The following is a 21989-nucleotide window of genomic DNA, read 5'->3' as shown; positions in this document are numbered from 1 at the left end:
ACTGTTAAATGTTGTGTAAAAAGTACCATAAAGTGTTGCGTTGTTTACTGTGGCCGCAAGCAAGTTATGCGCGCTACCAGCGATCCTCGGCTCCGTTCTCGGCCGGTTCCCAATCGCCATTCAGTATTTCCTGATTGCGTTTATAGTGTTCGTAATTAAATTTGTTACGCAATAAGCCGCCCGGATCATCCGGTATACGGCGCAACCACTGTTCCATTGCCTGGCGTTCTTCGTCTGTCAAACCATCATCTTTTGGTTCACCAGCTTGCATCTGCTGCATTTTTTCTTCAGCGGCTTGCTGTTCTTCCCGTTCTCGTTGCGCAGCATCAGCGGCTTGTTCTTCTTCCGTTTTTTCTTGTTGGGATTGTTCCTGGTCTGACTTTTCCTGTTCAGATTGTTTTTGCTGCTCGTTCTGGCCAGCAGAGGATTGCTGATCCTGTTGTGACTGCTGGTCTGATTGATTCTGTTGTTGATTCTGATCTTGCTGGTTGTTCTGGTCCTGTTGTTTTTGTTGATCGTTTTTGTCTTGCTGTTGCTGATCTTGTTGTTGCTCGTCCTTCTGCTGATCACTATTACCTTGGTCTTGTTTCTGTTGATCTTGGTCTTTTTGATCCTGCTCGTCTTTGTCTTTGTCTTTGTCTTGCTGATCCTGGTTTTGTTGCTGCTGTTTGAGCAATTCTTCTACCAGCTTGCGATTTTTCTTTGCGTCCTCAAGTTCAGGGTTGAGCTTGAGGGCCTGATCATAGGCCTTGATTGCGTCGGGTAATTTGTTGGCTTTAGCTAGCGCATTGCCACGGTTGTAATGAGCATCAGCATTGTCGGACTGGGCAAAGTTTTTTGCGGCTTCTTCATAATCCCCCGCACGATACTGGGCGCTTGCTTTCCAGTCCGGGTGGTCAAATTGTTGCGCTGCTTCAGCGGCTTGTTCTTGCTGCAATTTTTCGTAGGCTTGCTGGTTTTTGTTTTTCCACAAATCATCCCAACCAAACGCATAACTTTTATTGGATGTTAAAGCGGTGAGCGGAACGATGAATAAGCAGAGTAAAACCCCACGGCGGAAGCAGTAGAGAATAATGGGCAAAAGTAACAATACTAACCAGTGGCCGCGGTCGTACCAGCTATCAAAATCGCGCTCGACCCGTTGGGTTTCTTCTTTTTTCGGTGTGGGTAAATCCATTAAATAATCTATGTCACTGCTGGTGCTGGCCAAAGTGCGATAGCGGCCACGGCTTTGGTTGGCGAGATTTTGCAATTCACCCGCATTGAGTTGGGTGGTGACTATGTTGCGTTTGTTGTCGCGCACAAACCCGCCTTTGCTACTGGGTATGGGGGTAGGTGCATTTCCACCGACGCCGAGAATAGACAAGCGGTATTGGCTTTCGCGAGTCATAATCTCACTGATGTTGTATTGCGCATCTTTATCGATGCCATCGGTAATCAGTAATAAATCACCTTGGGTGATGGCTGCGTTTTTTAATAATTGAATTGCGTGAGAGACAGCTTCTTCGGTATTGCTACCTTGTGCGGGCATAATGTTAGGATGCAGCGCAGGAATAATATTGTTAATGGTTTCGGTGTCGTCGGTCAGCGGTGTAACCACATGAACATCACCCGCGTAAACCAATAATGCTGTCTGACCATCTTTTCGCAAGCGCAATAAATCGGCGATTTTTAACCGAGCGCGCACCAAACGTGATGGTTTTACATCTTCACTCATCATGGACGGTGACAGATCGAGTAACAGCACTAATGCTTGCTGATTTTGTTCAACGGCAACCGGACGTTTTTCCCAGCTGGGGCCAGCGAGCGCAATGCAGCTAATAATCCATGCCAGTAATAGTGCGATAAGTTGCCAGGGTCTGATACGGGTAGTCTGGCCGTCGAGTAAATACTGCAATAATTCCGGTGCAACCATTTGCTGCCATGAGCGAGCGTTGTGTTTTTGATACCACAGCAAGAGTGCGACAACGAGCACAGGGGCGAGTGCCACCAGCCACCAGGGGCGCAGAAAATGAAATTGGCTGATGAGTAAATCCACAGCAGACATTATTTCGCCTCCACTGTATTTTTTGCTAAAGGTGTTGCACGGCCTTGCCAGATATGGCTCAAGGCAAAAATCAAACTGAGAAAAAATGCAAACGCCAATGGCCAATAAAATAATGTCTGCACCGGGCGAAAGGTTTCTGTTTCCATTTCAATCGGCTCCAGTCGATCCAATTCGCGATGGATGCTATCCAGTTCCTCCAGGTCGCGTGCGCGGAAATATTTTCCACCGGTTTTTTCAGCAATAGCCATCATGGTTCCTTCATCCAGATCGGCTGAAGGATTGACGGTGCGCGAGCCAAAAATGCCCGGTACTTCCATCGATTCTGCACCAAAGGCGATGGTGTAAATTTTAATGCCGGCTTTCTGTGCGAGTTCTGTTGCTTTATCGGGTGCGAGTACACCGGCGGTATTGGCACCATCGGTAAGTACCACTAACACGCGGCTTGCATCGGGCCTATCGCGCAAGCGTTTCACGGCGAGGCCGATAGCATCGCCAATTGCGGTTTCGCGCCCGGCAAAACCAATTTGTGCTTCTTGCAATAATTGATTGACGGTATTGCGATCATAAGTGAGTGGTGCTTGCAGATAGGCTTGCGCACCAAACAAAATTAAACCTAATCGATCAGTAGTGCGGCGCGTAACAAAATCGCCAATCACTTTTTTAACCGCCATCAACCGCGTGATCTTGCGGCCATTGGCGACCATATCGGTCTGCTCCATACTGCCGGAAATATCGACCGCCATTAATAAATCTCGGCCACTCGATGGCATGCTGGTAGGCTCGCCCACCCATTGCGGGTTAGTGGCGGCCAATAAGCAGCAGAGCCACATCAGCCAGAGCGATAATAATTTTGCCGGACGTTTGCCCACTCCCAAACGATTTTGATGTTCTAGTTGACTAGCGTGTTGGTAAAACGGTACACGCAGCGCAGCTTCAATACGTTTTTTGGGTGTAATAAAACCCATTAATAACGGCAGCGGTGCGAGCCACAATAACCATGGCCATTGCATTTCAAACATTGCTGGCCTCCGCTGTTGTTTTTACCCTTTTCGAGGCTGGAATTCTTTGGCGATAGTTGCGGTGCATATTGATCCACTGCGAACTGATTTGGTGTAATCCACTCACATCTAATTGCGGATTTTTTTGGTAGGCGCTGCTTAATAAACTTTGCCCGAGATCGCTGGAAAATTTTTCGTTCAGTGTCGGGCAAACTTCATCCAACCATTGCAACCAGTCGCTGCCTTTAATGCTGGCATTAAAACTGTGCGGATAAGCGGTAATTGCTGTGCGACGCAGTAGCAGGCTCAGTGCTTGCAGATAAGCTCCTGCATTTTGTGTTTGTTGATAATCTGCATAAATACCGGCGAGTTGATGCTGGGCAACAATACGATAATGATTTTGCTGTTTACGCTGACGCCAGAGAAAAAATCCGATAATGGCCATGACCACTAAAGCGAACAATATCCACCAGCCAGGCGCTAGTGGCCACCAGCTCACACCATCGGGTAAATGGATATCGGCTAATTGATCCAGGGGAGAAGAGGTTGGTTGCATAGTCTGCTTTTATTCTTCAATAAGTTGTAGTTAATGTTAAAAGTGATGACTATTTCTTTCGCCCAAACGCTTTGCGCAAGCCGTCCTGAATATCGTCTTGCGTAGCGTAACTCAGCAGTGGGATGCGCAAGCGTTTGCAAATATTCGTGAGCAGGCTTAACTGCTGATCAAACTGATGTTGATAGGCTTGCTGAAATGCCTTTTCGTTAGCGGCTAACTGCAAACGCTCGCGGCCATTGCTAATGGTCAATGGCGAATTGCTAATCAGTTGGCGTTCGAGTTGATCATAAACATGAATCAGGGTTACATCGGTGTGCCGCGCCAATTCAAATAATTGTTGTTCGGCATTGTTATCCAAGTCATGGAAGTCGCTGATGATAAATAGCGCGCAGCCGGGTTTGGCAATGCGGCGTGCATCCGCCAGCATTTCATTCAACGAGTTGGGCTTTTGCATGTCGCCTGACGGCAATTGTGTTGGAGCGGGAGTAATCGGCGATGTTAAACGGTGATTGTAATCTTGCAGTTGATACAATAATTCCAACACGGCATGTTTGCTACGGCGTGGACGCACATCGCGCTGGTTGTAATCACCAAACACCAGTGCTCCCAAACGATCGCCATTGGCGAGCGCAGCCCAGCCGAGCAGAGCTGCTATGTGGGCGGCGAGTACAGATTTAAAACAGCGCGTGCTACCAAAAAATAACGGCGAGCGCTGGTCAACCAACATAAATACCGGACGCTCGCGCTCTTCGCGAAAAATTTTGGTGTGCGCGACTTGGGTGCGTGCGGTCACTCGCCAATCGATAGAACGGATGTCATCGCCCGGTTGGTAGAGCCGCACCTCCTCAAAATCCATTCCGCGTCCGCGAAAGCGTGTGCGTTCACCGCCAGACAACAAACTGCGCGCTGGTTGGTGGGCAAAGAGTTTTAAATCCTGCGCGGAAAAACGGCAGCGCAATAGCGCGGCGAGTTCGGTATAAGCACCGCGAGGATTCAAGTCTTGCTGCAAATTGCTCATAGCATTGCGTTCCACTTAGCTCAGTGGCACGGCGGCCAGCAATTTATCAATCGCGTGATTGGGTGTAGTGCCAGTAGCTTCTGCTTCAAAACTTAAAATCAGGCGATGACGCAATACATCGTGAGCGACTGCTTGCACATCATCGGGGCTGACAAAATCGCGGCCATTTAACCAGGCGTGGGCGCGGGCGCAGCGATCCAATGCGATAGTCGCGCGCGGGCTTGCGCCGTACTCGATCAATCCAGCTAGCTCTTCAGAATATTGCGCGGGGCGGCGGGTGGCATTGATCAGGTGGACTATGTAGTCCTCCACACTTTCGGCCATGTAAATCGCCAGGATTTGATTGCGTGCAGCATCGATAGTGGCCTGGGTAATCATTTCCGGTTGTACAGCGGCGACTGAGGCAGCTTCATTGCGCGCGAGTTGCAAAATGCGGCGCTCGGCTTCGATGCTCGGGTAATCCACCACCACATGCAGCAAAAAGCGATCGAGCTGGGCTTCGGGCAGCGGGTAGGTACCTTCTTGCTCAATCGGGTTTTGGGTAGCCATCACCATAAACAGGCCGGGCAGGGGATAGGTTTTGCTGCCCACACTCACCTGGCGCTCGGCCATGGCTTCAAGCAGCGCTGATTGTACTTTGGCGGGCGCGCGATTGATTTCGTCGGCCAATACCAGATTGTGGAAAATCGGCCCTGGTTGGAATTCAAAGCGATTTTGTTCCGGGCGATAGATATCGGTGCCGGTTACGTCGGAGGGCAGCAAGTCCGGAGTGAACTGAATACGATGAAAGTTGCCTTCTATTGCCTGGGATAAGGTTTTAATCGCCTTGGTTTTGGCGAGACCGGGGGCGCCTTCTACCAGTAAATGGCCATCCGCGAGCAGGGCGATCAATAAGCGCTGGGTCAAATGTTCCTGGCCGATAATTTGGTCGTTCAGCCATGTGTTCAATGATTGGATTTGTTGAAAAGCCTGCATGGAAATGAATACCTTTTCGCTGATGGGGTAGCAATTATGGGTTGATTCAAGGCTGACGAACTGCAAAAGACATTGGCAGCGCGACAAAAGTGCTCGATAGACTGCGCAAGGTGGTGACGGTTCCCTGTAATTTCAACTGTTTGCAGGAATTTTTCGACTAGGCTTAAGGAACATCAGTTCCATTTTTGGCAGGAGTTCAAACTGTGAACAGCCCATTAGTCAGCCAGCACAGGCTCACTGAATTTTTAGATGAATTTAATAATTACAGCGCGTCCAAATTGACGGGCTCTGAGCTGGAACCGTTGCAGCAGCTGGCGAAAAAATTTTTTAACCATTACCCATTGGAGGAGCTGGTTGGACGCCGCTTGAGCGATGTATTCGGCAGCCTCTACCAGTGGTGGCAATTTATCCAGCAGTACGACGGGCAGCAACCCAAGGTGCGCCTGTTTAATCCCGGTCTCGCTGAGGATGGCTGGGTGTGCCCACACACGGCGCTGGTGGTATTGCAAAAAGACATGCCGTTTCTGGTGGATTCAATCCGCATCGAATTAAACCGACGCAACATAGCGATCTACACCATCAAAAGCACGGTGCTTAGTTTGGTGCGGGACGCTAATCATAAGCTAGTGGAATTAATTGACGGCGATAACGGTGAGGTAATACAAGAGCTCAGCGGTAATAAAATTAAAGAAGCCATGATTGTAATGGAAGTCAGCGTCCATACTGATCAGCACGAGCTGGCAGAAATTTGCCAGAGTTTGCACGATATTCTGGCGGAAGTTGAGTGCGTTGTTGATGATTACCAGCCTATGCGTGCTGCTGCACTTGCGACAGAGCAAAACCTCAATTTTGCTAAAGATGCCCCGGCTGCGGCCAATATCCAGCAAACTAAAGCCTTCGTGCATTGGCTGACGGAGGATAAATTTACTTTTCTCGGTTATGCCGAGTATGAATTTAAAGATGTTGCTGGCCAGAAGACTCTCTGTGAAATTCCTGCCTCACGCTTGGGTATATTCACTTTGCGTAAAAGCACTGACAAGGCCTCCCTCGCAGTAGATTTATTTAACGAAGGCATGGCACGTTTTCATTTGGTGCCTCAGGTCATTACTTTTTCCAAATCCTCCGCGCGTGCGCGCGTGCATCGCAATGCCTATTCCGATTATGTAGTGGTTAAACGTTTTAATGCACAGGGCGAGGTAATAGGGGAGGTGCGTTTTCTTGGGCTTTACACCTCGGCCGTTTATTTGATGAGTCCGACCGAGATCCCGCTGATCGCCACTAAAGTTGCGAAAGTATTTGAACTTACCGGATTGGACGAGGCGAGCCACGATGGGAAAAATTTCCGCCAGTTATTGGAAACCTTTCCGCGCAATGAATTATTTTTAAGCAGCAGCACTGAACTCTACGAAACACTTGTGGGGGTAGCGCAAATCAACGAGCGCTCTATGGTGCGATTGTTTATGCGGCGCGATCCGTTTGGAAAATTTATTAATTTTATTATTTATGTCCCACGCGATTATTTTTCTACCAAAGTGCGTCTGGCGATACAGGAATTGATCGGCAACGCTATAGGTTCGCATGAGAGCCAATTTACTACCTATTTTTCTGAGTCCATCCTCGCGCGCGTCTATCTAGTATTTAAATTGGATTCCGCTATGCCAGTGCAGGTGGACGTGGCGACTCTGCAGGCCGGGATAGTGAATATCACCCGGTCATGGGAGGATTATTTACACACGGCGTTGATGGAGGCGCATGGGGAGGAGGTGAGTGCCCAGCTACTGCGCGAGTATCGCGATGCATTTTCGGCTGCCTATCAAGAGCAATACGATGCACCTACGGCAGTGCAGGATATCCACTCCATTGCCGAATTGTCTGCTGGAAATCCTGCGGATAATGGGCAGGTTGATGCACAGAAAATTGCCCTCAGTATGTACCATTCGCTTGTGGGTGAGCAGGGTGCATTCGTGCAATTCAAAATTTTCCATCGCGATACTACGCTGGCCTTGTCCGATGTGATTCCGGTATTGGAAAATCTCGGTTTTCGTGTTGTAAGCGAAAGCACTTACGGTATCAATACCTCCTCGGGTACATTGTTTTGGCTGCACGATTTTAAGCTTTCCCATCAATTTTCCAGCAGCATTGATTTGCCTGCACTCAAAGAAAATTTTATGAGTGCCTTCGCCGCTATATGGCACGGCCAAGCCGATAGCGATGCGTTTAACGCACTGATTACTACGGCCGGCTTAGCTTGGCGCGAAGTAGTCATGTTGCGCGCCTATTCCGGCTACATGCACCAGACCTTGTTCCCGTTTAGCGCAAACTATATGGCGGTAGCGTTGGTAAATCAGGCGGCTATCACACATAAGCTGGTCGAGTTGTTTACCCTGAAGTTTGATCCGGATTTGGTAGACGAGAAAACGCCGGAGCGAATTGCTACGCTGCGCACCGATATTCTTGCGCGCCTGGATGCAGTGCAAAACCTCAATGATGACCGTATTATTCGCCGCTTCCTCGCCTTGATTGATAACACCTTGCGCACGAATTTTTATCAAGTGGATGCGCAGGGCAATCGCAAGCCTTATCTTTCCCTCAAATTTTCTCCACGTAATTTGCAGGATATTCCCGCGCCGCGCCCGCTATTTGAAATTTTTGTTTATTCACCGCGGATGGAAGGTCTGCATTTGCGCACCAGTAAAGTTGCGCGCGGCGGCCTGCGCTGGTCTGACCGTTTACAAGATTACCGCACGGAAGTGCTTGGCTTGGTAAAAGCCCAGCAGGTAAAAAATGCAGTGATTGTTCCCAGTGGTGCCAAGGGTGGCTTTGTCTGTAAAAAAATGCCACCCAATGCTAATCGTGATCAGCAATTACAAGAGGGCATTGCCTGCTACCAGTGGCTTATTCGTGGTCTGCTGGATTTAACTGATAATTTGGTTGATGGCAGTATTTGTGCGCCAAAAAGCGTCGTGCGCTACGATGAAGATGATGCGTATCTGGTAGTGGCTGCCGACAAAGGCACTGCGAGTTTTTCCGATATCGCCAATACCATTTCGGCTGAATACAATCACTGGCTCGGCGATGCATTTGCCTCGGGCGGCAGCCAGGGCTATGACCATAAAGGTATGGGCATTACCGCGCGTGGCGCGTGGATTTCAGTGCAGCGCCACTTCCGCGAAAAAAATATTGATGTGCAAACCGAACCTGTAACCGTGTTGGGTATTGGCGATATGGCAGGTGATGTATTTGGTAATGGCATGTTGTTATCGCAAGCGACGATGATGGTCGCTGCATTTAATCACCAACATATTTTTATTGACCCCAATCCCGATCCGGCACGCAGTTTTGTCGAGCGGCAGCGATTGTTTACTACACCCAAAACGACCTGGGATGATTACGATAAAACGCTGATCAGCGAGGGCGGCGGCGTATTTAATCGCAACGCAAAATCCATTGCGATTTCGGCGCAAATGCGCACACGCTTTGCGTTGGATGCAGCCAGCTTAACGCCAACGGAGCTGATCAATGCACTGCTTAAGGCGCCGGTGGATTTAATTTGGAACGGTGGTATTGGTACCTATGTAAAAGCCAGCACTGAAACCCATGCAGATGTGGGTGATAAAGCCAACGACAGCCTGCGGGTCAATGGCGAAGAGTTGCGCTGCAAAGTATTTGGCGAGGGTGGTAATCTGGGTATGACCCAGCGCGGACGCATTGAGTATTGTTTGAATGGCGGCGCGTGCAATACCGATTTTATCGACAATGCCGGTGGTGTTGATTGTTCTGACCACGAAGTGAACATCAAAATTTTATTAAACGAAATTGTCGCTAATGGCGACCTCACCCAAAAGCAGCGCAACCAATTGTTGGTGGATATGACCGACAATGTTGCACAGTTAGTGCTGCACAATAATACGCGGCAAACCCAGGCAATTAGTGTGGCGCAATCAGATGCCTTGCAGCGCAGTGCTGAATATCGCCGCTTTATGAATGCCTTGCAAAGCGAAGGGCGGCTGGATCGCAAATTGGAATTTTTGCCCTCAGATGAGCAGTTGTTAGAGCGTCAAACACACGGAAAATCGCTCACACGTCCGGAGTTGGCCATATTAATTTCCTATGCCAAAGCCGTGTTAAAAGACGATTTAACCACCGCAAACATTGTCGATGATGACTATCTGGCAAAATTTATTGAAACTGCATTTCCACATAAAATTGCGCAGCTATTTCCTTTAGCGCTGCGCAACCATCGCCTGCGCCGCGAAATTGTCGCCACCCAAATTGCCAACGATATGGTCAATACCATGGGGATCAGTTTTGCACAGCGGTTGATGGAGTCGACAGGTGCAAGCGCTGGTGATGTGGCGAAAGCTTACGTGATTGCGCGCGATATTTATGCGATGCCGGAATTTTTAGCTGCACTCGATGCCGCCGGCACTGCGGTACCTGCGGAGCGGCAATTACAGTTGATCAATATGATGATGCGTAAAATCCGCCGTGCCGCGCGCTGGTTTTTACGCAATCGCCGCAGCTATTTGCATCCTGCAAGTGAAGTGGAGTTGTTTGCTACAGGTATGCAAACCATCAATGCACATTTGCCGCAACTATTGGTGGGTGATGCGTTGGCCGAATGGCAGGAGTCTGTACAGAAACTTCGCGCTTTTGGGCTGTCCGATAATCTGGTCAGTTGCGTGGCGCGACCCGCAGATTTATATTCAGGCTTAAGTGTGGTGGAGGCAGCGCGTATCGCCAACCAGGATATTAACCAACTTGCCAAAATTTATTTTGCGTTGGGCAATTATTTGAGTTTGCCCTGGTTTTCAAACCAAATTTCCAATTTACCGGTTGATAACATCTGGCAAGCCATGGCGCGGGAGACTTATCTGGGAGACTTGGAATCGCAATTGCGCAGCTTGAGTGTATCGCTCATCCGTTTTGTGGATGAGCGTTTGTCGCTGGATGAGTTGATCCAACGCTGGAGTAATCAGCATCAATTACTCATCGCACGTTGGAAAACCATGGTGAATGAATTGCAGGCGGTAAATGGCACTGACTTTGCGATGGTGTCGGTTGCCCTGCGCGATTTGCTAGACCTTGCGCAGGCGAGTCAGCATTGTGAGGCGTTGGATAACTGCCCTTTGCCGGAATAACCCTATCGCTTTTTTAACAAGAGATTTATTTTTTTGAAAAGTATTATCGTTAATTTGTCTATTTCCACGGAAGAGTTTCAACGTTTGTATGAGGGCAGCGTTAAAACCGTTTTCGCGCACAGTATTGATGGCCGTAGTATCCGTTTCCCTGCGGGAATCCTGCGGCCATATGTATTGCACAACGGTATCCACGGTACCTTTCAGATCGATTTTGATGAGGACAATCGCTTCCAATCTGTTCATCGATTGGCTTAGCCTTTGGTGTAGTCATTAGCGCAAGAAAAAGGGCAAGGTTCGGGGTGCGTTGTACCCGTTAATCCAGTATCCTTGCCGCCTTATTTATCGTCACCCATCCAGACTGCTAAAGAGCCTGCCATGTACCACTTTATCCGCGATCTTTTATTCCGCCTTGATGCCGAAACTTCCCACGAACTTAGTCTCGATCTTCTGGGCGCTGCCGAGCGTTTACATTTGCTGGGATTATTTACCTCCAGTGTGCCCAGCGCACCGGTAAACGTGATGGGTCTGACCTTTGATAACCCGGTAGGTATGGCCGCAGGTTTGGATAAAAACGGCGATTACTTCAATGCGCTGGGAGCTATGGGTTTTGGTTTTGTGGAGATAGGCACCATTACCCCGCGCCCTCAGCCGGGCAACCCGCAACCGCGCCTGTTCCGTATCCCGGAAGCCCAGGCGATCATCAATCGGATGGGTTTTAATAACAAGGGTGTGGATCATTTGGTCGAGCAGGTTAAACACCGCCGCTATAAGGGCGTGTTGGGGATCAATATTGGCAAGAACGCCACTACCCCTGTGGAAAATGCGGTGGATGATTACCTGATGTGTTTCCGTAAGGTGTATGAACACGCGGACTACATCACCGTGAATATTTCATCGCCCAATACCCCAGGCTTGCGTAACTTGCAGTTTGGCGATTCGCTTTCGCAGCTGCTGGCACCGCTGAAAAAGGAGCAGGCTGTGCTGCAACAGGTAACAGGCCGCTACGTACCTATCGCGGTAAAAATTGCACCGGATATGGATGAGAGTGAAATCCACCAAGTCGCCGGCGTTCTCCTGCAGGAAGGTATGGACGGCGTGATTGCCACGAACACCACCATCACCCGTGTAGGTGTAGAAGAATATGAGAATGGCAGTGAAACCGGCGGCTTGAGCGGTTTACCCGTGCGCGACAAGAGCACCTATGTGATCAAAACGCTCAGTTCCTGTCTGGGTGGAAAATTGCCGATTATAGGTGTGGGCGGGATTTTTGATGGCGCGAGTGCTGCCGATAAAATCCGCGCTGGTGCCAGCTTGGTACAAATCTATAGCGGTTTTATTTATGAGGGGCCAAGCCTGATTGGCCGGGCTGCAGCTGGAATAGCCAGTTATCACAAAGGGCTGTGATTCCGTTTTTTTAAGGCGCTAAAACAGCGAAGCCCGCAAGAGCGGGCTTATAGAATCAAAAATGATTTAGCTGGGAAAATTCTGTTGGTCTTGCGTTGAAAGCTAGCCACTCATGGCCATGGGTTGGATGTTGTTCACTTTTTGAACCTGTGCCAAACGACTATAGCCGTCCCACTGATCGATGCGCGATTCGCGCCAGCCGTTGAGCCATTGCTGGCGCGCTTGGCCGGTCTCATGGGGACAAAGGCTTTTGGAACGCCCATCAATACCTGCTTGATACCCTTTAACAAATGCGCGTTCTGTTTGGTCACGTTTTTGACGTTTCATCAGTTATTGCACCTCTATATTGTGGTTTATCGATAGGGTGTTACTTATCGACGGAAGCGGTCTTGCGGTCTTTCACTAGCATGTCTGACTGGTTTTTACATTCTCCTTAGCGTTGACAGGTTGGGTGAGTACACCAGATTTAACTGGCCTCGTGAACGATTAAATTTTTATACATAGGCCGTTCTATATGGCATATCGGCCTAGCAAATGTATTTGACAACTTGATGACAAACACCTTTCGTTAGTCAGGTTCTGTTCAGAAAAGTTCATCAGGAAACCTTTTTTTGGAAAATCCCTTGTTGGAAAGCGTAATGACACATCAATATTTCGCCACTTGCCCCAAAGGCTTGGAAGGCTTGCTCTATAGCGAACTGCAAACCCTTGGTGCAGAAGATCTGCGCGAGACGGTTGCCGGTATCTATTTCTCGGGCGATATAGGGATGGCCTATCGCGCCTGCCTCTGGTCGCGTCTGGCTAATAAAATACTGCTGCCGCTGGCAAGCTTTGAAGCCGATAGCCAGGAAGAACTTTATGACGGTGTACGCGAGTTGCGTTGGGAGGAGCATTTAAGCCCCAATGGCACGCTGTTGGTGGATTTTATCGGCACCAACGACACTATCCGCAACACCCAGTTTGGCGCCGTAAAAGTCAAAGATGCGATTGTGGATTGCCTGCGCGATTTCAGCGGCGAACGCCCCTCGGTCGCCAAGCGCGACCCGGATTTGCGGGTGAATGTGCGCTTATCCAAAAGCAAAGTGATTGTCAGTATCGATCTCTCGGGAGACAGCCTGCATCGCCGCGGCTACCGCGTGAAGCAGGGCAATGCGCCGATGAAAGAAAATCTCGCCGCGGGCATTTTGATTCGTGCTGGCTGGCCGGAGATAGCTGCGCAAGGTGGTGCACTGCTAGACCCTATGTGTGGCTCGGGAACTATCCTGATTGAAGCCGCCTTGATCGCTGCGGATATTGCTCCGGGTTTGTTGCGCGGCAGTTTTGGTTTCGAACGCTGGCTCAACCATCGCAACGATATCTGGCTGGAGTTACGCGAAGAAGCGTTTGCGCGCAAAAAAGCAGGTCTTGCGCGCGAAAATCTGCCAGAAATTCGCGGTTACGATGCTGATGTCAACGTTATTCGCGCAGCGGAAGACAATATTGTCAGCGCCGAGTTGGATCACTGGTTGCGTGTGAGTCGTAAAGAATTAAAAGATTTCGTAAAACCGACGCACAAGGCGATGGATTTTGGCATCGTCATCAGCAACCCACCTTACGGCGAACGTTTGGGCGAAATTGAATCGCTGAAATTATTGTATGCCCATTTGGGAGAGCGTTTGCGCAATGAATTCCAGGGTTGGCGCGCGGGTGTGTTTACCGGCAACCCTGAACTCGGTAAACAAATGGGTTTGCGTGCGGATAAAAAATACAAATTTTTTAACGGCACTATCGCGAGCGAATTGTTGATGTTCAGCATCAGCAGCGAAGCATTTGTACAAAGCCGTGTCGAGCAAGATGCGCGCTTTAGTAAAGACGATGAAGAGCGCAAAGAAGCTGAAGCGCGGGTTAAAGTTGAAAACAAAAAAGAACAGGCTGATGCACTTTCCAATGGTGCACAGATGTTAGTGAATCGCCTGCAAAAAAATCTCAAGCAGTTAGAGAAGTGGGCAAAGAAAAACGACATAAGTTGCTATCGTTTATACGACGCTGATATGCCGGAATATTCCGCGGCAATTGATATTTATCGCGGCCAAACCCAGCCCAATCGTGCTCCGCAACTTTACGCCCATGTGCAGGAATACGCAGCACCCAAATCAGTCGATGAAGATCGCGCTGCGCAGCGTTTTGCGGAAATCGAAATGGCGGTGCCGTTTGCGCTGGATTTACTCGCTTCCAATATCAGCTACAAACAGCGCCGTCGCAATAAGGGTACCAGCCAGTACGAAAAAATCAGCGAGCGTCCAACCGGTGATGTATTCAGTGTGCAGGAAGGGCCAGCGAAGCTGCATATTAATATGTGGCAGTATTTGGATACGGGTTTGTTTCTCGATCATCGCCCGGTGCGTTTGATGATTGCGGATCTGGCCAAAGATAAACGCTTTTTAAATTTGTTCTGTTACACCGCAACCGCGAGTGTGCACGCGGCTATGGCCGGTGCGCGTTATACGGTGAGCGTGGATATGTCCAATACTTATCTAAACTGGGCGCGTAAAAATTATGCGTTAAATGGTTTGAGTGAGTCGCGCAACCGTTTGGAGCAAGCCGATTGTTTAAAATGGCTGGAAGATAACGACCAACAATTTGATCTGATTTTGCTTGATCCTCCAAGCTTCTCTAATTCCAAACGTATGGAAGATGTATTGGATGTGCAGCGCGATCATGTCGGCATGATTAACAATGCGATGCGCTCGTTAGCGGAAGGTGGCACACTGATTTTCTCCAATAACCTGCGCAGTTTTAAATTGGATGCTGATGCATTGAGTGCATACACCATCAAGGATATTAGTGCGCAAACAATTGATGAAGATTTTAAGCGCAATCCTAAAATCCATCAGTGTTGGTTGATTACCCACTAGTTCAATAAAGGTCAATTTTATGCGCTACGCTTGGTTCAGTATTTCCATTCTGTATCTACTGACCGCTAGCGCAAAGGCCGACCAATTCTGCTTTGCCCTCGCTGAAACTTATTACGAACAAGTTTACTGCCAGTTGCAAGCCAAGGCGCAAACCAAAGGCTTACCGCCGTTTAATCAATTCAAGAAAAATAATGAAGCAGTGCAGGCTTCATTGTTAAAACGACCCGCAGAGCGCAATGGAATCAAATTGCCTTCGCCCGCTCGCAAAACTCAAGCTACCGCAGCAGCAATCGCTCCGCAAAAAATTATCACCAATCCGCATGTCAGTACCCAAACCGCTATCGTCAATGAGCCAGAGACAGTGCCAATGCGTAATGTTAAGGCTGAGTCAAACAAGATCTCAGGTTGCGAGTTGTTGGGGAACCAGATCCGCTGTCGAAGCCGCGACTTCAAATCGCTGGGTAATAAGGCTAATCATCGATTAGCGAAAGGTGCATTGTCGATCGATAACAAAATGGACTTACCCAAGTATCAAGGTGGTGGGTTGAGCCAGTATCTCGCTCAAGCTTATGGGATGTATATCGACAAGATGTGTGAGATAGGTCTTTGCGGCGTCACTATGACCTATGGAAAATTTGCGTATCTTTATCAGGATTTACACAGCAAAGGTTTGGATTTTCCGCAGCGCTTTGAAATCATGTATGGGTTTTTAAAAAAAGATAAGGCGACTATGGGGGTTAGCGAAGCAACTAACGTTCCCAAAAACTTATCAATGGATGAGTGTGTCGCGATGACTGATACGCGTTACGTTTGTGATCATCAGGGTCGAAATTATATTTTTGAATCGCCGTAACAAATCCGATTGCTGTAAGTCTACAGCACAGTATTTCACTCAACGAGGTCAGTATGCTGATCAAAAAGCCCACCGATATCCCATCTTCTGAAATTACCCCCGAGTCTATCTACAATGCCCGGCGCGATTTTATGCGTGGCGCAATGAGCGTTGCAGCTATGGGTGTCAGCGCAAGTGCAATCGATGTATTTGCTGCCCCTACGCAGGTAGCTGATAAGGATTTACCCGGCCCGGATTGGTTAAAAATGCAGATTGCCGGAGCCATAGCCAATCAGGAAAAAATCAGCGAACCTCTGACACCTTATGAACATGTTGCTGCCTATAACAATTTTTACGAATATGGTTACGATAAAACTGATCCGGCCGCTAAGTCTCATATATTAAAGCCGCATCCATGGACAGTTGAGATCGTTGGTGAGGTTAATAAACCCCGCACTTTTGGCTTGGAAGATTTATTAAAAGGCGTGACACTGGAAGAGCGAATTTATCGCCTGCGTTGTGTTGAGGCCTGGTCGATGGTGGTGCCTTGGGTTGGATTCTCACTCGCTGATTTAATCAAACGCGTCGAACCGACCAGCAAAGCAAAATACGTTGCATTCACGACACTCGAACGTCCGTCGGAGATGCCTGAACAGAAAAGCCGGTTTAGCACGATTGATTGGCCTTATCGTGAAGGTTTGCGGATGGATGAAGCTATGCATCCCTTAACGACTCTTGCCGTTGGTTTGTACGGCAAAGTTCTGCCTAATCAAAACGGCGCCCCTTTGCGTTTGGTGGTGCCTTGGAAATATGGTTTTAAATACATCAAATCGATTGTGAAAATTGAATTTACTGAAAAGCAACCCAAAACCACCTGGAGCATGATCGCACCAGATGAATATGGCTTTTATGCCAACGTAAACCCACAAGTGAGCCATCCGCGTTGGAGCCAAGCGGAAGAGCGTCGTCTGCCGAGCGGTTTGTTACGCCCGAATATTATTCCCACACAATTATTTAATGGTTATGCGGAGCAGGTAGCACATCTGTATAAAGATATGGATTTGCGTAAATTTTATTGAGAGTAATTGCTATGCCTGTGTTGTGGCGACGGGTTCTGATTTTTTTCCTTGCATTGATACCGCTGGTATTTATTGTCTATAAAACACTTGCCAATCAATTGGGCGCTGACCCAGCTAAAGCAATTGTGCTATTTACGGGAGAATGGACAATTTACTTTTTGTTCATCACTCTCGCTGTAACGCCGTTGCGGCGTTTAGTTAACTTTACAAATTTCCACTTCCGCTGGCTGCAAGTCCATAGGCGTATGTTGGGTTTGTTTACGCTCCTTTATGCCGTTTCGCATGTGCTTGCGTTTCTGGTTTTTATTTTAGGGTTGGACTTTTCGCGTTTCGGTAAAGAATTGGTTGAGCGGCCTTATATTCTGGTCACAATTCCCGCTGTAATTTTACTGATTGCTTTGGGTGTCACCTCAACCAAGGCGATGATGCGGAGGCTGGGGAAAAACTGGCTACGTTTACACAAAAGTATTTACCTGATTGCCATCCTCGCCTGGATGCATGTGTTGATGCAGGTGCGGTCAAGTTATTTTGAGGCGGTGTTATTTGGTGTGATTTTGTTGGCGTTGCTGTTGCCGAGATTGTATTGGGCGGTTCGAAAATAATAACAATATGGTCAATTAAAAACTCAATATATCCTTTAAGTCTGTTGCTTGCCGGCGTGAAATATCAATAGTTGTACCGTTATTCATGGTGATCACATAGCCATCGCGGATGCCTTCTTCGATGGTGCTAATCGCTTGCAAGTTAACAATAAATTGGCGATTGGCGCGAAAGAAAAATTTCCTGGGTAAGCGCTCCTCAATTTGACTTAGCGATTTTTTGACAAAGGCTGATTCCTGGTTGAAAAATATCCGCACATGATTTTTGCAGCTTTCAAAATAACGTATAGATTCCAGTGTTACCAAGTGGCACTTGTCGTCATCTTTCACAAATATCTTGTTATTCATTTCCAGCGCAGGTTTGATTCCTTGCGCTGTTTCATCAGTGCTGATGTTCAGTTTTGCAATAGCTAAGGCCAGTCGCTCCTGGCTGATAGGTTTTAATAGGTAATCGATAGTATGGTAGTCGAAGGATTTGATTGCGTACTCAGAGTAAGCCGTTGTAAAAATAATGCGCGGTATATAATCCAGCTTTTCCAGCAACTCAAAACCAGTCTCTCCGGGCATATGGATATCTAAAAAAATAACGTCAGGACGTTTTTCCTGAATAAGTTCAAGTGCCGGGGTAGGGTGCTCAGCTTCACCGACAATGTCTACTTCTGCAAATTCACCCAGCATTTCTATCAATCCTTCGCGGGCGATGCGGGAATCTTCAACCACTATAGCTTTCATTAGCGTATTTCTCGCGGAAGGGTCAGTGTGACTATAAATTGTTGGTCGTGTCCATGGGTGCTTATGGTTGCGGCGTTGCCGTACAGCAGTTTAAGCCGTTGCTCAATATTGCGTAAGCCTATACCTGTGCTTTGCGTTGTTGGTATTTCTGTATGCGGAATATCATTGGTGATTTTGAAGGTGATGGAATGTGCAGTGGCTTCGGCCATCAACTGAACTTTTCCACCATAGCGCAATTTTTCTATACCATGCTTAATCGAATTCTCTATAAGCATTTGCAAAATCATAGGAGGAATAAAATTAGAATACAGGTTTTCTGGTATGTCACTTTCAAAGTGTAATCTGTTTTCCATGTGTACTTTGATGATGGCAATGTAACGGTTAACTATTTCCAGCTCATCAGAAAGCTGAACTTTTTCATTTTTGCTGGATTCCAATGAATATCTCAAAATATCTGATAAGTCTGTGATCATTTTTTCGGATTTTAAGGGGTCTTTACGCACGGTGAATTTAATGTTGTTGAGTGTGTTAAATAAAAAATGCGGGTTGAGTTGATTGGTCAGGTTGGCGAGTTGAGCTTCTTTGAGGCTATTTTGAAGTTTTAAGTTGGTTACATCGGCTTCTTTAATTCGCTGCTTGGTTGTGATGCTGATGTAGACAAAAATCCATCCACCAATAAATAGTTGGGTTTGAAGCCAATTGCCGATAAGCATTTGCGTGATTATTGTTGAGGCAGTTGTTTTATGTTCAGCAGCCGCTTTATTCATATCTTCCCAAAAAAACGGAATAATCGAGCCAAGCATAATGACGGTGACAATGAGGCCGCCAATTAAACTATAACTCGTTACAACTAAAATATTTTTTGCCGTATTTAGTTCTTGCCACTGATGATTTTTATATAGGTATCGATAATAGAGTGTTGCCAGTGTAAACAGGGGGAGCCATAGTAGCCCACCCACAAAGTTAAAAAGAATTTCTTCCCGCCACAGCAAGATAATAACGGTTTGTGCCAACGTCATAATCAACAAGATAGATCCGTGGTACATCCAAAATGTCTTGTTGCGCGGGAAAAAATTAAAGTTCATCAGTTAGGACCAGGTTTTGAGTGCGAACAATCCATAATAAGCCAGGTGAGTGGCCATCAATAGATTTAACCCAGTGTATATAAATGCGTACCAGAATATCCAGCTTGATATTGAATGTTGGCGATACTTAAATAATATGACTGCACTAGCAATTGACACGATTGGGTACGTAATACTTAGCAAGAAAATAGTAATTGATAAGGGCGAGATGTTTGCAAAAGATTGTATGAATAATCCACCGAGAGAAAGACTGACTGCGAATCCAATAAATATCAGGCTTGCAGCTAATGGCCAAATGCGAATCCAGACGCTAGGGTCAGCTGGTGTTTTTTTGGCTAGCCTGCGAAAGCCCCAGATAACAATTGCAAGTAAACTGCATAAAGTAGTAATAAGCAGTGCGGCGTAGAGACCGATCATGCCAAATACTTGGAGGGCTGAGGCCGGCTTGAATAAATCTGTGTTAACCTGAATTGCATTTCCTTCAATGGGATCATCTACCAATGCGATTGATGGTAATCCAGTCCAGCTATCAATCAAGTAATCTTCATTTGTTGCATAGTCTTGACTCGGGTGCTCCCATCCTCCCAGTAGAGGATGACGGTGCAAGTAAGTATCATCAGTCTGAAATTTCATAACACCAAAAGTCACATTCATTAATCGCATCAGCTGATTGCGATGATTAATAGGTACATAGTAGCCGCCGAGAGATTTAAATTTTTCTGGGAGTGCTATAGGTTGCGGTTTATTAACCTTATGATTTTTCAGTAAATAAGCGCGAATAGTTTTTGAAATTTTATCGAATGCAAGCCAGTTTCCTGCATTGATCATAAAGACATAACCAGTGCCTAGTTCATTGTTGTAACTTAATTCAGTAAGTCCACCGAACACCCCGCCGTTATGGCCGCGAAATGCAATATGAAAATCTTTGTGGCCACTTGTGTAATTTGCCAATCCATAACCTGATTTAATACCGGAAAGATTTCCAAGTGTTGTTTCCGGTGTTTCCATGCGATCAATAGCGGTACTTGAAACTATTTGCTGACTGGGCGTTGCTCCGCGCAATAATAAAAATTGCACAAAATTCGCCATATCTTTGGGAGATGAATTAATGGAGCCTGCGGCTCTGTGAATGATATGCCAATAATTTTCCGGTTTATTGTTGGTATAAAGTGTTGCGCCTTTTTGCTGATACAAATCGGTTTGGAAATAGCTGGTGGATTGCATATCCAGTGGTTTGAAAAAAGTATCTTCAATATAGTCTTCGTATTTTTTGCCTGTTATCTTTTCTACAATATAAGCGACTACTGCCGCGCCTGCGTTGCAATAAGCATGACGTGTACCCGGAATCCAGCGAGATTTGCGTGAATCAGGATGGTAATCAAGACCCTCTTTTGTACTCATGGTATCCGGTGCTGAAAAGGCGTATTCAGCAAGGTGGATATCATCCCAGCCAGTGGTGTGCTCAAGTAGGTGAACAACTTTAATGGGATGGGTTTCTTCCCAAGGGTTTTCAAACTGAATTTCTGGTACTAGATCGCGTACCTTGTCGTTCAGATTGAGTTTTCCTTCCTCTTGTAATTTCAGCACGGCAAGTGCGGCAAACATTTTAGAAACTGAACCTATGCGAAACAGCGTGTTTTCATCGGCTTTGGTGTGCGTTTCGATATTGGCCTCACCTAAACCAGCAATCCAGTAAGGGCCATCTTTATTGACCAGAGCAATGCCAAGGGCAGGAGTGTTGGTATCCTGACGAATTTTTTCGATGGCTGTTTTTAATTCTTCAAGTGATTGCGGTACTGGTTCATCGGCCTGTACTGAAAATCCGATCAGGCAAACAAAGGTAATTATGGCTTTTATAAATCTGTACATAACAATAGCTCCTTTTTAATGTGGAGGTATTGTTGCAATTTATCTGAATCTTGAGTGGGAATGGTGCTGAATGGTTTTTAAAAGTGATAGGCGGCGCTAAAACAAATCGAGTAAAGAAAGGGTGTGATTCGCGGGAATTGAATTCAGCGGCCAAGACGGCCGCTGAATAAGTAGGAGAATTAAGCGCGAGACTTATATTCGCCAGTGCGGGTGTCGATGATGATCTTTTGGCCAATCTCAACAAACGCAGCAACTTGCAATTCGGTGCCATTGACCAGTTTTGCAGTTTTCATCACTTTGCCAGAGGTGTCGCCACGGACTGCTGGTTCGGTGTAGGCAACCTCACGGACGATAGCGTTTGGTGGAGTTACAGAGATAACTTTGCCTTCGTAGAATACGGCATCACACACATCTTCCATGCCGTCTTCGATCCATGGGAGCAAGTCACCCAGCTCTTCAGCAGTTACTTCGTATTGGTTGAACTCTGGATCCATAAATACGTACATCGGATCAGCGTAGTAAGAGTAGGTTACTTCTTTACGATCCAATTGGATGTCTTCGAATTTGTCGTCGGCGCGGTAAACGGTTTCGGTGTTCATGCCGTTCAGCAGGTTTTTCAGCTTCATTTTTACAACAGCAGAGTTACGGCCAGACTTGTTGTATTCCGCTTTTTGAACAACCCAAGGTGAGCCGTCGATCATCAGAACGTTGCCAGCGCGGGTTTCTTGAGCATTTTTCATGGTAAATCCCAGTATTTGCA

The 21989-nt window shown here is 47.2% G+C and carries 17 protein-coding genes; 7 read left to right on the top strand and 10 right to left on the bottom strand.

Features of this window, described 5'->3' with window-relative positions:
* Positions 1–73 precede the first annotated feature (73 nt).
* Genes B4E62_RS15110 through B4E62_RS15090 form a run of 5 tightly spaced genes read right to left on the bottom strand, consistent with a single transcriptional unit; the run spans position 74 to position 5594 of the window.
* Positions 74–2047 carry a vWA domain-containing protein gene (locus B4E62_RS15110; RefSeq protein WP_331352621.1) on the bottom strand — a complete coding sequence of 658 codons (1974 nt, stop codon included), beginning with the start codon at positions 2045–2047 and terminating at the stop codon, positions 74–76.
* A complete protein-coding gene (locus B4E62_RS15105) occupies positions 2047–3066 on the bottom strand; it encodes a VWA domain-containing protein (protein ID WP_331352620.1) in 1020 nt (339 codons plus the stop codon). Before B4E62_RS15105 ends, B4E62_RS15110 begins: the two co-directional genes overlap by 1 nt.
* Positions 3059–3601 (bottom strand): DUF4381 domain-containing protein, encoded by a 543-nt coding sequence (locus B4E62_RS15100; RefSeq protein ID WP_331352619.1) that lies wholly within the window; start codon positions 3599–3601, stop codon positions 3059–3061. The genes B4E62_RS15105 and B4E62_RS15100 overlap by 8 nt, the downstream gene beginning before the upstream one ends.
* Before the next feature lie 49 nt (positions 3602–3650).
* Entirely contained in the window at positions 3651–4619 is a 969-nt protein-coding gene (locus tag B4E62_RS15095) for a DUF58 domain-containing protein (protein WP_331352618.1), read from the bottom strand.
* Positions 4620–4634: 15 nt separating this feature from the next.
* Complete coding sequence (locus tag B4E62_RS15090; RefSeq protein WP_310069684.1) at positions 4635–5594, bottom strand: MoxR family ATPase; 960 nt, start codon at positions 5592–5594, stop codon at positions 4635–4637.
* Positions 5595–5797: 203 nt separating this feature from the next.
* Here B4E62_RS15090 and B4E62_RS15085 point away from each other — a divergent pair, with 203 nt between their 5' ends.
* The 3 genes from B4E62_RS15085 to B4E62_RS15075 all read left to right on the top strand — a co-directional run bounded on the left by B4E62_RS15085 (position 5798) and on the right by B4E62_RS15075 (position 12139).
* Complete coding sequence (locus B4E62_RS15085) at positions 5798–10735, top strand: NAD-glutamate dehydrogenase (RefSeq protein ID WP_331352617.1); 4938 nt, start codon at positions 5798–5800, stop codon at positions 10733–10735.
* A 33-nt stretch (positions 10736–10768) separates the two neighbouring features.
* Positions 10769–10990, top strand: a complete 222-nt coding sequence (locus B4E62_RS15080; RefSeq protein ID WP_310069690.1) for a DUF2835 domain-containing protein — start codon at positions 10769–10771, stop codon at positions 10988–10990.
* Positions 10991–11110: 120 nt separating this feature from the next.
* A complete protein-coding gene (locus B4E62_RS15075; protein ID WP_331352616.1) occupies positions 11111–12139 on the top strand; it encodes a quinone-dependent dihydroorotate dehydrogenase in 1029 nt (342 codons plus the stop codon).
* Positions 12140–12241: 102 nt separating this feature from the next.
* Here B4E62_RS15075 and rmf read toward each other — a convergent pair whose 3' ends face one another.
* Complete coding sequence (rmf, locus tag B4E62_RS15070; protein WP_007641871.1) at positions 12242–12466, bottom strand: ribosome modulation factor; 225 nt, start codon at positions 12464–12466, stop codon at positions 12242–12244.
* A gap of 311 nt (positions 12467–12777) precedes the next feature.
* Between rmf and rlmKL the strand changes: the two genes are divergently transcribed.
* From rlmKL to B4E62_RS15050, 4 genes are read left to right on the top strand one after another with little or no spacing between them, the layout of a single operon-like run.
* Positions 12778–15033: a bifunctional 23S rRNA (guanine(2069)-N(7))-methyltransferase RlmK/23S rRNA (guanine(2445)-N(2))-methyltransferase RlmL gene (gene rlmKL, locus B4E62_RS15065; protein ID WP_331352615.1), complete on the top strand. Its 2256-nt coding sequence runs from the start codon at positions 12778–12780 to the stop codon at positions 15031–15033.
* Positions 15034–15052: 19 nt separating this feature from the next.
* Positions 15053–15886 (top strand): hypothetical protein, encoded by an 834-nt coding sequence (locus B4E62_RS15060; protein ID WP_331352614.1) that lies wholly within the window; start codon positions 15053–15055, stop codon positions 15884–15886.
* 53 nt (positions 15887–15939) lie between these two features.
* Positions 15940–16944 carry a protein-methionine-sulfoxide reductase catalytic subunit MsrP gene (gene msrP / locus B4E62_RS15055; RefSeq protein WP_331352613.1) on the top strand — a complete coding sequence of 335 codons (1005 nt, stop codon included), beginning with the start codon at positions 15940–15942 and terminating at the stop codon, positions 16942–16944.
* An 11-nt stretch (positions 16945–16955) separates the two neighbouring features.
* Positions 16956–17546, top strand: coding sequence for a protein-methionine-sulfoxide reductase heme-binding subunit MsrQ (locus tag B4E62_RS15050; protein WP_331352612.1), 591 nt, complete (start codon positions 16956–16958; stop codon positions 17544–17546).
* 15 nt (positions 17547–17561) lie between these two features.
* On the opposite strand, the gene B4E62_RS15045 is transcribed toward B4E62_RS15050, so the two are convergent.
* From B4E62_RS15045 to efp, 4 genes are all read right to left on the bottom strand, one after another.
* Positions 17562–18275 (bottom strand): LytR/AlgR family response regulator transcription factor, encoded by a 714-nt coding sequence (locus B4E62_RS15045; RefSeq protein WP_331352611.1) that lies wholly within the window; start codon positions 18273–18275, stop codon positions 17562–17564.
* Positions 18275–19294 carry a sensor histidine kinase gene (locus B4E62_RS15040; protein ID WP_331352685.1) on the bottom strand — a complete coding sequence of 340 codons (1020 nt, stop codon included), beginning with the start codon at positions 19292–19294 and terminating at the stop codon, positions 18275–18277. The genes B4E62_RS15045 and B4E62_RS15040 overlap by 1 nt, the downstream gene beginning before the upstream one ends.
* A 69-nt stretch (positions 19295–19363) precedes the next feature.
* The gene (locus tag B4E62_RS15035; RefSeq protein ID WP_310069711.1) at positions 19364–21229 is read right to left on the bottom strand and encodes a serine hydrolase domain-containing protein; all 1866 of its coding nucleotides are present in this window, start codon (positions 21227–21229) and stop codon (positions 19364–19366) included.
* 179 nt (positions 21230–21408) lie between these two features.
* Positions 21409–21969: an elongation factor P gene (efp, locus tag B4E62_RS15030; protein ID WP_310069714.1), complete on the bottom strand. Its 561-nt coding sequence runs from the start codon at positions 21967–21969 to the stop codon at positions 21409–21411.
* Positions 21970–21989: the final 20 nt, after the last annotated feature.

The sequence above is a fragment of the Cellvibrio sp. UBA7671 genome (genome assembly GCA_002483145.1).
GTDB lineage: Bacteria > Pseudomonadota > Gammaproteobacteria > Pseudomonadales > Cellvibrionaceae > Cellvibrio > Cellvibrio fibrivorans.
Note: the sequence above shows the minus strand (reverse complement) of the source record. Positions and strands in the feature narration are given on the sequence as shown.